Source organism: Microbulbifer pacificus (genome assembly GCF_033723955.1).
GTDB classification, from domain to species: Bacteria; Pseudomonadota; Gammaproteobacteria; order Pseudomonadales; family Cellvibrionaceae; genus Microbulbifer; species Microbulbifer pacificus.
In genome coordinates, this window is record NZ_CP137555.1 from 417,369 (window position 1) to 432,185 (window position 14,817).

A 14,817-nucleotide genomic window follows, 5' to 3' on the forward strand; every position below is an offset into this window, starting at 1 on the left:
CGGCTCAGCCTGGCTCTTTTTCTGCAGCTTTATCTGCAACACCAAACAGGTTCTGCTCAGCGCCCTCCACTTCCATCTGCGCCGCCATCAAACGGCCGCGTTCAGCGGGAAACGCCTGCACTATGCCCATGGTCAGTTCACGCAGGAAACGGGCGGGATCACCCATGGTGCCGGAGGTACCGCTGGCCTTGAGCGCGTTGGCGGCAATGCTGAAACCGCACTCCGCCACCACACCCTTGCACAGGCGCCACTGCTTGATCACTTCATTTTTGGGCGCAATCGGCGGCTCGCTGGTTTCCAGCTGCAACTGGCGGCGCAGCCACAGGATGGAGGTTTGCAGATCAACCATCATCTTGCCGATCAGCTCCTGCTGATAGGGCGCGGTGCCGATGGGCTTGCCGGTGTCGGCGAATTTTTTCTCGGTCAGATGATGCAGCACATTCTGGTAGGCCGTGTGTGCGGCACCGGCATAACCGCACACCGCCGCCATCTGGTTGCCGACAAAACTGCCGCGGCTCATCTGCATGCAGCGGGTAAAGGCACCGGGAATGGCCAGCGCCAGTTCATCCGGCACAAAATAATTTTCCAGCACGATGCCGCCAGAACTGGTACCGCGCATGCCGATCGCATCCCAGGGTGCACGCGGGCGCACGCCCTCGCCATCGCGATCCACAAAAAAAGTACAGAGCCCTTCCGCGGTGTCGTAACCGGCGAGACTCGCGGTTACCAGGTATTTGTCCGCAACACCGGTGCCGGTGCCGAAGGATTTCACCCCGTTCAGCAGGTAACCGCCATCGACCTTGCGCGCCTCGGTACTGATGGTGACTGCGGCCTTTTCCGACTTCACCGACTCACTGGCGAAATTCGCAAACCAGAAACCGTCACGCCCCATGCCGTAAAGCACGCTCTCGGCGAAGCGGCGCACCACCGGTGCTTCTTCGTCGTTGAACAATCCGGCTTCCAGTGCTTCCATTGCCAGCAGGCCACGGGATGCGGCGCTGCAATGGAAGAAGAACGCCAGCGCCGTTGACGGGCAGGCAGAACCGAGGGCAAAGCAGGCCGCCGCGAGATCGCGCAAGCCGCCGCCAAGACCGCCGTATTCGGTGGGGATAATCAGGCCGAGCAAGCCCGCTTCACTGAAGTGGCGCACGTGCGGCATATGAAACTGGGCGTTGGCATCCACCTCGCGTGCGACTGCCCGCACGGCCGACAATACCGACTCCACCACTTCCGCGCGGGCGCGTTCCGCCTCGCTCATATCCTCGAGCAGTACTTCACCGGTCAGTTTCATAATTATCCCCTACCCGTTTTATCCTGTGCGCTCAGTACGACACCGGAGCGATCACTCCAGATACGATTTTCTACTCAACTCTTTCGAACAACATTCAGGCGTTGTTTTTCAGCAGCGCCCGCAGCGCTTCGCTGCTGTCACGGCCAATCAAGCCACTGATCTGATTCCAGACTTTATCCACCTGCGGATCGAAAACGATTTCGCGGTTGCGACGATCCCGCTCCGCCAGCGCGGCGCTGTCAACGGCTTCCAGCGCCTTTTCGCTCACGCCTTTTTCCAGCAGCGCGAACCAGTGATCCAGGTAGGCACTCACGGTGTCGTCGATCTTCGCGAACGCTTCCGGCGTGGCGCGGTGAACCAGCATCCATGGCGACATCACCGCCAGCTGGCGGATATCCAGCTGCGCGGTACTCAAACCTTCCATCGCGCGCGCGGCCTTGCAGGTCTCGGTCAGCGGGGTATACACCTCATCCATGTAGGCGAGGTTCGCACCGAGATCGAGGCGCGGCACCAGGTCGAGGTGAAAAGCGCAGTAGGGGCCACCGCTCACGGAATCCAGGGTGAAATGCGGTACCGCACTTTCACCCGGGGTAAACGCAAACAGCATGTGGGAGTCGAGACCGATCTGCGGTACTACCAATGCACAGGTGATCATCTGCTGCAGTCCGCCGCCGGAGTAGACCCGCACCTCACCTACCTTCCCCTGCGCCATCGGCGCGTGGCTTTCGAGTGTCATGTAAGGGCCGCCGTCTTCACCGGGGATCTCGGTAAGGCCGAGTTTTTCGATGAGCTGGTCGCGGGTTTTCTGTGCCAGTGCCTGGGGCAGTGAAGCTGCACTCATAACGGACTCCGGACGTATTTATTATGTTGGGATGTTGTGTTGAGACTGATTGTCGGCAAGTCGCGGCGGCGCCACATTGATAATTCTCAATAAGGCGCCAACCAACAACGCACCAGGAAACCTAGGGTAAATTTACGCTCGCCCCGCGCTTAAACCGCGGTAATCGGGCCGCACAATTTCCACGGGCGATTGGTCACCAGATCGGTATTGCGGGAGACTTCCTTGTTTTCCGCCGCTGCCGGGTACAGCGTTACCGCCAGCAGTTTCTCGCCGGCCGGCAGCACATGGAGTTCCGGCTGGCTCAGCAGGCCATCAAAGGGACGCTCCTTCCACTCTGTCAATACGGTGAAGTCCCGCTGCAGTGCAGTAGCAAACCCCTGCCCCAACGGCGAGCCGATGGCCGCGGCGAGCAGGTTGATGCGGTTCTCCGCCGAGCGCTCCAGCAAACCGGTGCGCAATTCCCAGGCCTCCATGGGCTCCAGTGGCACCACCGCGGTATCCACGCCGGCCATCGCCAGCAGGCGGAAGCTCTCCGGATAAATACTGTCGTCGGAGGTCATCACCGCAATGCGGCCGAATGGCAGCTCCAGGGTTTTGAATTCATCCACCGGTGCCGACCACGCAAAGCGCACGCTGCGGTGCACCTGTGCCTGGGCGAGCAACACGCCCTCGGCACCGATCACCAGCGCGCAGTAACGGGGTTCTCCATCCTCACCGCGCAGCGGCAGTGACGTGGAAACAAAGCTTCCACCCTCACAACACTGGCGCAGGGTTTCGACCACCTCGCCGGCGAAATCCAGTGCGGCCGGCAAGTCTGCGGCAATGGTGTCCGCATCTAGCAGCGGCGGTACCGCCACAAGCCTGGCGCCGCCGGCGATGGCCTGCGGCACCAGGGACGCGGCTTCGCGCAAACCTTCACGACCAACCGCCATCGGATCGACTACCGCGGCGGCGAGCTCCGCAGCACCCTTCCACTGGGGATAGGGCTGGTTCGCCGGGTCCTGGGAAATCGCCTGGTACAGTTCCGGACGCCGGCTGGCGATCACGTCGGTACCGTCGGCACGACGCTTGTAATCCGCCTGCGACGGGTCGATATCCGCAAAAACCACTTCCTCACGGTCCATGGACGCGCAGGCCAAAACCGTGCCGTCTGGCGCAACGATCTGGCTCTCGCCCGCACCACTCAGAAACTTCAGCGGAATACCGGTGGCTTCACTGACCGGCACCAGGATCGGTTCTGGCACCAGCGGCCCAACCTTGTTGGCCGCGACGATAAATACACGACTCTCCGGTGCACGTACTGGTACGTGCAGCGAGCCTTCATCGCTGGCAAAGGAGTTCAGGCTGTTACATAAAATTTGCGCGCCACGCAGCGCCAGGGTACGGGGCGGCTCGTTGATCACGCCATCCATGCAGGCGTAGAGACCGAGTCGCCCCAGCGGTGTCTCCACCACCGGCCCGGGCGCATGCGCAGACTCAAGGAAATCGTTTTCATGGCCGATGTAGATCTGCTTGGTGTTGTCGCCAATCAACTGCCCCTGCGGAGAATACAGCAGGCTGGAGCCGGTCACCGTGCCGTTATCGCGCACCACGGTGCAATTAACCACCACATGCACACTGAGCTCCCGCGCCTTTTTGGCCACCGCCGCCAGGAAGGGGCCGTCCAGGGTCACCGATACCGCGGCGCAGTGTTCCTGGCTGTCATACCACGACAGGTGATTGCAGAATTCCGGCAGTACGACCAGGTCCGGCTTGCCCTCAGCCGCCTTGTCCAGCATGCGCAGTACCGTAGCCAGGTTGGCATCCACATCGGTACCCACATGGAATTGCGCCGCCGCCACGCGAATGGTGTTGTTGCTCATTTTGCGATCTACCTCCAAGACGGCCTCACCCTCCGTATGTGGGAAGCCTTTCTGATTGTTATCGGGTCATTTGTTATAAACTACTATCATTATATCTTTTCAACAAGAATCCAAATAAGATCCGGTGACGTAATAACGACACAAAGTTCGCGCCAGACAAGAAAAACGCATTTACGGATCATCAGGGAGACACTGCCATGACCACTCAACAGGAACGCTGGTTCCGCGCGGAAAACGTGACTGTTCCGAATGTGCTGACATTCTACTTCGCCTGCCTCACCGCCATCATGTTCGCCTCCTTCATTCCCCAGAGCCAGCCATTCCTGCTGACAGAATTCCTCAATATCCCGCAGGAACGCCACGGCATGGTGAGCGGGCTGCTGAACTTCTGGGCCGAGATTGCCATCATCATTGCCGTCGCGATCTTTGGCCCGCTCTCCGACCGTTTCGGCCGTCGCCCGATTACCGGTATCGGTTTCCTACTGATGTCCGCAGGAATCGCGCTCTACCCCCACGCGAGCAATTTGGGCGAACTACTCATCATCCGCCTGATTTATGCGGTCGGACTGGCGGCGGTTACCACCACCATTGTCGCCCTGGTTGCGGACTATGTGCGGGACGAAAGTCGGGGCCTCGCCACCGGCTTGCAAGGTGTGATGAACGGCGTCGGTGCCATGATTTGCGTGTTCCTGCTGCTGCAACTCCCGGCCATACTCCAGCGCGGCGGCGCCACCGCCCATGAAGCGGGCATCCAGACCTACAGCATTGTGGCCGCGATATCCTTTATCACCGGGATTCTGATGCTGATCGGCCTCAAGCCCGGCAGCAGTCGCGCCCCCAGTGAGCACAGCGAAAGCCTGCTGAGCATCGCCCGCAACGGCCTGCGCGCCGCAAAGGACCCGCAAATCGCCCTCGCCTACGGCGCCTCATTTGTGGCGCGCGGCAACCTGATGATCGTGGGCACCTTCTTTTCCCTGTGGGTCACCAACTACGGCACCGCCGAGATGGGTATGAGCCCTGCGGACGCACTGGCCCGCGCGGGCATGTTTATCGCTATCGCCCAGGGATGCGCAACGCTCGCCGCACCCGTGTTCGGCATCATGGCCGACAAAATTACCCGCGTGCGCGCACTGATCATCGCACTGCTGATCTCCGCCATCGGCTACGGCTCCACCATTTTCATCCACGACCCGTTCACCCCGGGGATGATCGTATGCGCCGTACTGATCGGCCTCGGGGAAATCGGCTGCATCATCACCAGTGGCGTACTCGTGGCCCAGCAGGCCCCGGAATCCCACCGCGGCGCGGTCATCGGATTCTTCACCCTGTCCGGTGCCGTGGGTATTCTGGCGGCGAGCGTCGTGGGCGGTTACCTGTTTGATACTTGGCGCGCTTCGGGGCCGTTTGTGTTTTTCAGTGTGGTGGCAACGCTGGTGCTGGTGTGGGCGATTGTTCTGGAACGGCGCTCTGCGAGTGGTGAAGCGCGGACGCAATTGGTCGGTGAAACTGCGTAACCATCGCCGTTTTTACCAAGCACAAAAAAGCCCGCTGCTGCGGGCTTTTTTATTGGTGGCACTCTTTGAATGTGTCGAGCAATGGGATCAGGAAGTGACGAGCACGCAATAGCAGTGTCAGAAAACGATTATCAGGGAGATACTGGAATTTACTGTATCGCAGCGCTTACTGGACCCAAGCGACAGGTATCGCCGGACTGCGTCAATACATACAAGGTGGCGCACAGACTAAACACAAATACCAGCTCCGCCATGTTGCCAACGCAAAAGCCCCAATCACGCCCGGCAGCCACGCCATTCAGCAGGAAAATCTGCAGCGCACCCGCAAATAGCCAGGGCCACTTCCCAGTGCGCCACAACCAGATCCCGGCAATCACTACCAACAAGTTGACCGCGATGGTGGCAAATGGCGGCTGGGCAACACTGGCCACAAGGCGCGGGTAATAGTCTGCGCGGACCAGCTCAAGGGATGCGAGATCAAAGACATATCCCGCGATAACGGCTACAGCGGCAAGCAGGCAGGCAATCGGCGGCAGCCAGTAGCGCACGCGCGCACTTTTTACCCTGCCCTGCAAAACACAGGCAACAAACACCAATAGCCAGGGCAACACCAGGGCATGCACCCAGAAGCGCAGCGTGCTTAACAAGAGGTAGCTCGGCGATTCGACTAGTATTGGGCCTAGCGCGATCACCAGGTTGTCGAATGTCAGCGCCAATAATAGACAGCGCAGGAACCAGCTCGGGAAACCCACGGCTGGCTGCCGCCAACTCCACACAAACAGACTAAGGTGCGACAAAGCGAGTGCGACAAACAAAAAGCTGAGCATGGGCTCCCCTATTTCCAGACATAAACACGCCGGCCCTTGCGAACCGGCGTGGCACTACACAGACTTCAAATTTAATTCAGAAGTGTGGCGATTTCCTGCTCGACAATGGCCTGCTGAGCGTCCCGGCTGATCAGCGCGGGATTGTCGTCACTCTGCAGGGTATCTGAGTAATAGAACTGGGTATGGTTGCCACCCTCGATACGTACATATTTTGTATGGGCCGGCAGCCTGGCCTTGCTGTCCTCGATATCCTGCTCGGTGGTCAGACCATCGACAGCCCCCCATATCGAGGTAATGGGGATATCTAGCGTCGCCAGATTGGCAAGATCCTGGGGGTAGGCCGCAAGCAGGAAAAGAGCATCAACCAGATCCCAGGAAGCGCGGTGGATATTCACATAGTCAGCAGCAACGACACCACCCAATGAGTGGCCACCGATCACCCAGCCGTTGACATCACCCTTCCAGTACAACTTTACATAGTCCGCATAATTACTTCCAAGCAGCCCCAGGTTAAAGGGCGGAGTTACCACTGCAGCGCGATAACCGAGGTCAGCAAAGTGGCGAGCGAGTGGCGCATAAGCGCGGGGGTCTACGAAAGCGCCCGGATAAATAATTAACCCTTTAGAAGAGACCGGCTGGGCGGGCTGGAAACCGAAAAACAGGGAGACACCGACCCAGTCGCGTTTCTGGAATACTTTCACCAATGGCGATGACGTCATGGCCGCGTCTACCTCAGCCTGGGCATCCGCATTGGCGGTAGCGTGGTACATAAATGTTGCGGCAATCAATGCCGCCATCTTCACAAGTCTGATTAGCCTCATGGCTTTCTCCCGAATGGTTGTAGTGGATCAGGGTTCTGGCCAGCCGATGCCCAACCGCACGGACGCCCTCCCCCGGGCGCACCAACGCAGGACCACAAAGCAACAACCTTCGGCGACGTCTGCCAGACAGCAACGCCATTTTAAAAGCATAAACACATAACGTTATATTAATATATCTTTATGCGTTTTCTTTATAGTGTGCAACTGCAAGTGACTGCAATAGCGAATTGCAGTCATTGGAAAAACAATGGCGGAATTTTCACCACCGGAGAATCATTCTGTGAAGCAGTCTGCTTACCGCCTGCCGGGGAGCAGACGGCGGGGAGAGTTGATGGGGAATGGCGTCAGGCGGGATGGGAATCGTAAACGGCAAACAGGTCGCGCTTGTTAAAGCCGGCGGTGAGAAAACGCCAGAAAGCCTTGCGAGTCGTCAACCAGGCTACGCGACTGCCGCTTTTCTGCGCTTTCAGTACACCCTGCACCAGATAGGGTGTGACTGTCTCGACGGTATCGCCGAGAATATTGAGAATCTTGCGGGTTTTCTGCCACTCACTGGAAGTGAAGTCATAATCGCCGACTAGCAGATCCGTCACAACAATACCGGGGCTCAGGGTATTGACCTGCACCGCCGTGCCCTTCACTTCTTTCTGCAGCGAAGTAGTGACGTAATTGAGTGCGCGCTTGGTGGCCCCATAGGCGGCCATGCCGGTATTGGTCTGTCCCGTGCTGCCGAACCCTTCCATATTCCAGATCTGGCCGAAGCCCTGTTTCTGCATGCCCGCCAGAGCAATCTTGCAGGCTAGCAACAGGCCGGTGAGGTTGGTATCGACAATCCTTCGCAGATCATCCGCCGACTGTTCGGCGAGCGGCTTGCGCACAATGCTCATGCCGGCGTTGTTGATCCAGTAATCCACCGGACCTTTTTCACTGGCGAATGTCCACAGCTCGGCCAATTCCTGCTCAGATGTGATTTCGCAGCGCAACCCCGCCACCGCTTCAATGCCGTACACGGCCTGCAACTCGCTGACGGCTTCATCCACTTTACTCTGGGAGCGGGCACTCACGATCACCCGACAGCCGCTGGCGAGGAAGTTTTCTGCCAGGCCACGGCCGATACCACGGGTGCTACCTGTAATTACTACCGTTTTCATAAATTTCCCTCGTTAATAGGCAAGTCGGATTGAAGGCAGCCCGTGCCGAGATACTGGTTGCAGGCGTTATTTTGAGTTATTGTTATATCATTAACACCTTTAATGCAAGACGATAGCAAAATGTCCGAAATTTCTGCCGACAAACCTGCAACTTCTACCAGCTACCCCACCTTCCCCATTGGCTCCGTGGGTTACAACCTCATGCTTATGCGCGGCACCTGGCACGACCAGGTGGAGCTTTTTCACCTCGACGGCCGTCCGCTGGAAGACGATACCACCGCGGGCAGCGGCACACCGGGACCCAGCCCGTTCGACAATCTGGTTTACCTGGATTTCGATGGGCAGCGACTGCAACTGACCAACGTGCACTTTCGCGGCCGTAATCCCACTGCGAAAACCTTTACCGGCCAGCTGCGCGACAACCTGCTGGTATTCGATCCGCTCGGCCCCGGCGCCTATGAAAATGTCGGGGTGTCCGGCGGTGTCGGCATTCTGACTTTCAATGCACTGCGTCTTGGCCAGGCCTGCGATGTTTATATGGAGCCGGACTTCATTATGCTCACCGCGCCCGGCCAGCGGGTTCGCCACACGGTACTGTATCGGGACGGCGTTGCCACCCGCACCCTGACCGCACGCGGTGTTCGCCTGTCGCCGACCTGTGACCGCCGCCATGCGCTGGACCCTCGCGGCAGCGAAGGCCCAGTGCACGAAACCCCCTTCCGCTCTTCCATCTGGCAACACCTGGTGGAATCTACCCCGGCCTGATTCCCGATTTGACCCAGGGCGTGTTGCCGGGCTTGATAATTGTCATCCACCCGGGCAACACACCTTTTTATGCTGTGCTCATCGTCCGCAGACGTTCGCTGCGGCATACCGACAACAAAGTAATAATGATCGGGAAGTAGCACATGCAGGAGTATCGAATTTGGGAGTGCCTGGTTTGCGGCTGGGTTTACGATGAATCCAAGGGCGCGCCGGAAGATGGCATCCCACCAGGCACCCGCTGGGAAGACGTGCCTAAAGACTGGCAGTGCCCGGAGTGCGGCGTCGGTAAAGACGATTTCGAAATGGTCGAGGTGCGCCGCATTGCGCTGACCACAGAAGCCCCGGCCACCGAGGATAAGCCTGCACCCCCTGCTCCGGTGCAGGTGGCCGCATCGTCACAAGTTGACTTCAACCTGGAACCGATCGTTATCGTCGGTACCGGACTCGCCGGTTACCACCTGGCCAAAGAACTGCGCAAACTCGATCAGAAAACCCCGCTGGTCATGATTTCCGCGGACGATGGCGCACACTATTCGAAACCGCAGCTCAGTACCGCGTTTCACAAACAGCGCACACCGGAGCAGCTGGTGAGCAACACCGCGCGGGAAATGGCGGAAAGCCATGATGCCCGAATTCTCACCTTTACCCATGTCACCGCCCTGGATACCGCATCCAGGGTTTTGACCCTGCGCGCGGGCTCCCACGACCAGCGGATGCACTACGGCAAACTGGTACTGGCCCTGGGCTCCGATCCGATAGAAGTACCGATGGCCGGCAGCGCAGCGGGCTCTGCGTACAGCATCAACGATCTGCAGGATTTCCAGCGATTCTTCACCGCCGTACCCGGCGCAATGTCCGTGCTGGTAATCGGTGCCGGACTGATTGGCTGTGAATACGCCAATGACCTTATTCAGTCAGGATATGCAGTGCATGTGGTCGAGCCTCAGGCCAATGTACTCGGCAACCTTATTCCCGCTACCGCAGGCAGCCTGGTACAAAATACTCTGGAAAACGCCGGTGTGCGCTTTCATCTGGGCACCACCGTCAAGGCATTGGAATATTCGGTGGGAGGCACCCGTGCCGAACTGGCGGACGGTACCCAGCTGCAGGTTGACCGGGTGATCAGCGCCATTGGCGTGCGCCCGCGGGTGGAACTGGCAGAGCGCAGCGGCATCCACACCGCCCGCGGCATTGTCACCGACCGCTATCTGGCCACCAGTGCGGAACACGTCTATGCCCTGGGCGATTGCGCGGAAGTAGACGGCCACAATCTCTGCTATATCGCGCCATTACTGGCGGGTGCCCGCGCGCTGGCGCAGACCCTGGCGGGTAGCCCGACCCCAGTGCATTACGGCAATATGCCGGTCAGTATCAAGACCACCCTGTGTCCGGTGACCGTGTCACCTCCGCCGCGCAATGCCGCTGGCGACTGGCGTTTTGAGCGCAGCGATGCCCGCGGCATTGTCGCGCACTTTATCGCCAGCAACGGGCAATTGCAGGGCTTTGCGCTGGTGGGCGATGCGTGCAAACACGCCTCCGCCCTCAGCGAACTGACCACACCAATAATGCAGAATTGATAATTGGCAAGGCAGACAGGCATCCGCAGGTTAGGATGGCAGCTGATATCGAATAACGTCATGCGTAACCCAATTACGCAGAACCGGTAGAACATGTATGAGCAACGATAAAACACCCAGCAACTGGCAAAAGGCGATCGAAGGCGAATGGCACGGCCTGCCCTCACTGTTCGAGGCGGACGGTACCCACGTCGGTTACAACAAAGTCAGCCGCGCCAGTGAATTCGAAAACGGGCGCACCACCTACTGGATGAACACCCGATTCGACGCTACCGGCCCACTGAACGACCGCTTTGAAATCGGTTCCCCGTTCCGCTTTGGCGTTATCGATTCCGACCAGGACCGTATCTACACCGGCCCGGACTTTTTCGGCAGCGGCCGCCCTTACGGACTGCTGGTGGACTCCAATTACTTTTCCCCGGGCTGGAACGTGAATCTGCGCACCATGAACCATGTGGTGCCGGAACTGGGCATCCAGGTGTACTCATCCCAGCTGTTCGAGGCGGACACCCTGGTAGGCGTGTTCAATGGTCTGTACGTCGTCACCCAGGACCACCAGACCAACCCGGCAACCCAGAAGCGCGTGACCGCATTTCTGGACAAGGAAAAGAGCGATGGCAAACGCCCGTTCAACCTGCCGGTCAAACACGCGGGCAAGTTTTCCGGCCGTTTCGAGGTCTACAACGACAAGCAGGAGCTGGTGGGCCACAACGATGTGGTGATCCATCACAAGCCACTGAACCTGCTGCACTCGGAGCAGACTATCGAAATCAGCGGCGTGGTGAATGCCAAGTGGACCGCCATGCGCACCCGCACCGGCAACCACCACCAGTACCACGGCCCGGATATGTTCGGTAACGGTATGTCCTACGGCCGCTACCTCTACTCGGTGCGCCATGTATTTGGCCAGGCCTTCAAGCTCTGGTCGCGGGAAACCCAGGTGGATGAAGATTACACCCTGGTGTGCGCCTGGCAGTTCATGCAGTCGCAGAAAGAAAAATACACCACCTTCGGCGTGCTGCGCTGGGAACAGGGTGACCTGATACTGGGAGCAAACCATGTCGATTGAAGCGGAGCTGCTGAGACCGATCAGCACGGAAATCCTCACCCAGAAGCACACCGTTGAACCGCTGCAGCTGCGCCAGGTGTTCGGCCAGTTCGCAACCGGTGTCACCATCATCACCACCAGCAATGAAGCCGGTGAACCGGTGGGCATGACCGCGAGCAGTTTCAATACGGTTTCCCTGGACCCGGCACTGATTCTCTGGTGTATCGGCAAGAACACCGGCTGCTTCGATGCGTTCAATCGCTGTGAACATTTTGCGATTCACGTATTGAATGAGGAGCAGGAATCACTCTCTTCCCTGTTCGCCCGCCGCGGTGTCGACCGCTTCGCCGGACTGGATTACGAGATCAATGAACAGGGCGTTCCCCTGCTGAATGAATTCTGTGCGCGCCTGCAGTGCTCCGTCGCGGCCCGCTACGAAGGTGGTGACCACCTCATCATGGTTGGCCGAGTCGAGGCCATGCACACCCAGGATCACGAACCCCTGCTGTTTCATCGCGGACACTACGCCCGCATTGCCTGATTTCTCCTTGATCTCTTGATGGTCGTGTTGACCGGCAGTTCCGCTGCCGGTTTTTTTATGTCCCCGGGAAAATAAAAAGCCGCGCGAGTGGAGATAAATTTAATCCCCGCTACTGCGCGGCAACAGGCAACGATATTTCAGATAGAAAGAAGCTCAGATCTCGTCAGGCGAATTCCACCTGCGCAATTCCCGCACGCCGAAAGCCTTTCGGCAGGCCAGCATCCGGCAGAAACCCGTACAGTGGCTCTTCCGGTAGCGCTGCGGCGAGTATTTCACGCGCCCCCATCAATTTCTCAAAGTCCACCCCGGTGCGATAGCCCATGGCCTCCAGCAGGAATACCAGGTCTTCGGTGACGATATTGCCACTGGCGCCGGGCGCAAACGGACAGCCGCCGATGCCACCCATGGAAGCATCCACAGTGGTAATCCCCTCCTCGATGGCCGCCAGCACATTCGCCAGCCCCTGACCACGGGTGTTGTGCAGATGGATGCCGTGCAGCGCGTCGCGCCCCAGGTTCTCCCATATACGGCGAATCATCCTGCGCACCTGCACCGGGTTGCCATAGCCGGTGGTATCCGAAAGTCCCACTTCGTCACAACCGGCTTCCATCAGCGCTTCGGCCAGGCGCAACACCGCATCTTCGGCAACCGCGCCCTCCAGGGTGCAACCAAAACAGGTGGACAGGCTACCCTCGAAGCTCGGCCGCTGTTCCGCTGGCAGGCCGTTTAGCAAAGCGCGAATCCCCCGCACCTCTTCCAGTACCTGATCATGCGTGCGGCGCAGGTTTTTCAGGCTATGGGTTTCACTCACCGATAGCGGAATGGTCAGTTTGTGCGCGCCGGCGGCAACGGCACCCTGCGCACCGCGCAGATTGGGTACCAGCACCGCCACCGTGAGGCCGGGAATGGTCCGCGCGAACTGTACGATCTCCGCGGTATCTGCCAGCTGCGGCAACACTTTTGCCGGCACAAAGGAGCCGACTTCAATTTCCCGCAAACCGGCGGCCGCAAGTGCGGTAATCCAGCGTTTTTTGTCAGCTGTCGCCATGATGCTGCTGATGCTCTGCAGACCATCGCGCGGCCCTACTTCGCTGATCTCGATATCAATGTCACCCACTCGCACTTCCCTCGTCTGTTTGCTCTGGCAATTCAAGCTTGTCTCTCGGGCCTGTCGACACCGGCCGCTTGATCTATTGTTATATTATTATATCATATTGACCAGTACCTGCATGGAACATTCCATTTCGGGCATTTCATTGGAGAGCCGTTGATGGCACATCAGGAAGTTTTACCGCTCGCCGGCATCAAGGTGGTCGAGTTTACCCATATGGTGATGGGCCCCGCCGCAGGCTGCATTCTTGCGGACCTGGGCGCTGAGGTCACCAAGGTCGAGCCCTACGAGGGAGATAACACCCGGCGGCTTCAGGGTTCGGGTGCGGGCTACTTTGCCATGTACAACCGCAACAAGCGCAGCCTGGCGCTGGACCTGAAATCCCCGGAGGGCCGCGACGTCGCGCTGCGTCTTGTGGACGAGGCCGATGTGGTCATCGAGAACTTTCGCCACGGTGCCATGGATCGTCTCGGCTTTGGCTATGCGGCGCTCAGCGAGCGGAACCCGGGGTTGATTTACTGCTCGCTGAAAGGTTTCCTCAGCGGCCCTTACGAACACCGCACCGCGCTGGATGAAGTCACCCAGATGATGGGCGGGCTCGCCTATATGACCGGCCTGCCCGACCGCCCGCTGCGCGCCGGCACTTCGGTTATCGACATTACCGGCGGCATGTTCGGGGTCATCGCCATCCTGTCCGCGTTGCAGCAGCGCCACGCCACCGGGCGCGGCCAGCATGTGACCAGTTCCCTGTTCGAGACCACCGCCTTCCTGGTGGGTCAGCATATGGCGCAACAGGCAGTGACCGGCGAGGAGCCACCGCCCATGTCAGTGCGCCGCAGCGCCTGGTCCATTTACGACATATTCCACAGCGCCGAGGGCGATCGCGTTTTCGTCGGCGTGGTCAGTGACACCCTGTGGCGGGCCTTCTGCAGCGAATTCAAGCTGACCGATCTCGCCGAGGATTCTACCCTCGCCAGCAACGCCGGACGGGTTACCGCACGGGAGCGCCTGCTGCCGCGCATCAGCGCACTGTTTGCGAGCCTGCCTAAATCGGAGCTGATGGCGCGGCTGGATCGCGCCGGCATCCCATTCGCGCCGATCAACAAGCCTACCGACCTGTTCGAGGACCCGCATCTGAACGCCGCCGGTGGATTGGTGGAACTCACCCTGGACAACGGCCAGCGCACGCTCCTCCCGGCACTGCCGGTGGAGTTCGGCGGCCGCCGCCCAGGCCTGCGTCGCGACATTCCGAAAGTGGGCGAACAAAGCATCGAGGTCGCGCGTGCTGTGGGCCTGAGTGAATCCCAGATCGAGGCTCTGATCAAGCACGGGGTGCTGCAGGCCAGTCACCGCGAGGAGATGGCAGTATGACCTCCCCCGACGTAGACAGCAGGCAGCTTTGATAGACAGCAGGCGCCTTTGATAGACAGCAGGCGCCTTTGCGATTAGTCTGCGGAGAAGCTTTTTG

Annotated in this window: 13 protein-coding genes; 6 read left to right on the top strand and 7 right to left on the bottom strand. The window is 59.2% G+C overall.

The genetic code is table 11. The features are described 5' to 3' along the window. Positions 1 to 4 precede the first annotated feature (4 nt). From R5R33_RS01770 to R5R33_RS01780, 3 genes are all read right to left on the bottom strand, one after another. The gene (locus R5R33_RS01770) at positions 5 to 1,291 is read right to left on the bottom strand and encodes an acyl-CoA dehydrogenase family protein (RefSeq protein ID WP_318954368.1); all 1,287 of its coding nucleotides are present in this window, start codon (positions 1,289 to 1,291) and stop codon (positions 5 to 7) included. 94 nt (positions 1,292 to 1,385) lie between these two features. Next, on the bottom strand, positions 1,386 to 2,132 hold the full coding sequence (locus tag R5R33_RS01775) for a hypothetical protein (protein WP_318954369.1): 747 nt from the start codon (positions 2,130 to 2,132) through the stop codon (positions 1,386 to 1,388). Between the two features lie 149 nt (positions 2,133 to 2,281). Next, the gene (locus R5R33_RS01780; RefSeq protein ID WP_318954370.1) at positions 2,282 to 3,994 is read right to left on the bottom strand and encodes a carbon-nitrogen hydrolase family protein; all 1,713 of its coding nucleotides are present in this window, start codon (positions 3,992 to 3,994) and stop codon (positions 2,282 to 2,284) included. 197 nt (positions 3,995 to 4,191) lie between these two features. Here R5R33_RS01780 and R5R33_RS01785 point away from each other — a divergent pair, with 197 nt between their 5' ends. After that, positions 4,192 to 5,508 carry an MFS transporter gene (locus tag R5R33_RS01785; RefSeq protein WP_318954371.1) on the top strand — a complete coding sequence of 439 codons (1,317 nt, stop codon included), beginning with the start codon at positions 4,192 to 4,194 and terminating at the stop codon, positions 5,506 to 5,508. Positions 5,509 to 5,657: 149 nt separating this feature from the next. Here R5R33_RS01785 and R5R33_RS01790 read toward each other — a convergent pair whose 3' ends face one another. From R5R33_RS01790 to R5R33_RS01800, 3 genes are all read right to left on the bottom strand, one after another. Beyond that, positions 5,658 to 6,335 (bottom strand): hypothetical protein, encoded by a 678-nt coding sequence (locus R5R33_RS01790; protein ID WP_318954372.1) that lies wholly within the window; start codon positions 6,333 to 6,335, stop codon positions 5,658 to 5,660. 71 nt (positions 6,336 to 6,406) lie between these two features. Beyond that, positions 6,407 to 7,156, bottom strand: coding sequence for an alpha/beta hydrolase (locus tag R5R33_RS01795; RefSeq protein WP_318954373.1), 750 nt, complete (start codon positions 7,154 to 7,156; stop codon positions 6,407 to 6,409). 344 nt (positions 7,157 to 7,500) lie between these two features. Continuing rightward, positions 7,501 to 8,307 carry an SDR family NAD(P)-dependent oxidoreductase gene (locus tag R5R33_RS01800; protein WP_318954374.1) on the bottom strand — a complete coding sequence of 269 codons (807 nt, stop codon included), beginning with the start codon at positions 8,305 to 8,307 and terminating at the stop codon, positions 7,501 to 7,503. 120 nt (positions 8,308 to 8,427) lie between these two features. On the opposite strand from R5R33_RS01800, the gene R5R33_RS01805 reads away from it, so the two are divergent. From R5R33_RS01805 to R5R33_RS01820, 4 genes are all read left to right on the top strand, one after another. Further along, positions 8,428 to 9,072: a hypothetical protein gene (locus R5R33_RS01805; protein ID WP_318954375.1), complete on the top strand. Its 645-nt coding sequence runs from the start codon at positions 8,428 to 8,430 to the stop codon at positions 9,070 to 9,072. Between the two features lie 143 nt (positions 9,073 to 9,215). Next, positions 9,216 to 10,649, top strand: a complete 1,434-nt coding sequence (locus tag R5R33_RS01810; protein WP_318954376.1) for an FAD-dependent oxidoreductase — start codon at positions 9,216 to 9,218, stop codon at positions 10,647 to 10,649. A 97-nt stretch (positions 10,650 to 10,746) separates the two neighbouring features. After that, positions 10,747 to 11,718, top strand: coding sequence for a hypothetical protein (locus R5R33_RS01815; RefSeq protein ID WP_318954377.1), 972 nt, complete (start codon positions 10,747 to 10,749; stop codon positions 11,716 to 11,718). Further along, positions 11,708 to 12,238, top strand: a complete 531-nt coding sequence (locus R5R33_RS01820) for a flavin reductase family protein (RefSeq protein ID WP_318954378.1) — start codon at positions 11,708 to 11,710, stop codon at positions 12,236 to 12,238. The genes R5R33_RS01815 and R5R33_RS01820 overlap by 11 nt, the downstream gene beginning before the upstream one ends. A gap of 163 nt (positions 12,239 to 12,401) precedes the next feature. On the opposite strand, the gene R5R33_RS01825 is transcribed toward R5R33_RS01820, so the two are convergent. Further along, a complete protein-coding gene (locus R5R33_RS01825; RefSeq protein ID WP_318954379.1) occupies positions 12,402 to 13,355 on the bottom strand; it encodes a hydroxymethylglutaryl-CoA lyase in 954 nt (317 codons plus the stop codon). A gap of 153 nt (positions 13,356 to 13,508) precedes the next feature. On the opposite strand from R5R33_RS01825, the gene R5R33_RS01830 reads away from it, so the two are divergent. Continuing rightward, a complete protein-coding gene (locus R5R33_RS01830; protein ID WP_318954380.1) occupies positions 13,509 to 14,720 on the top strand; it encodes a CaiB/BaiF CoA transferase family protein in 1,212 nt (403 codons plus the stop codon). Positions 14,721 to 14,817: the final 97 nt, after the last annotated feature.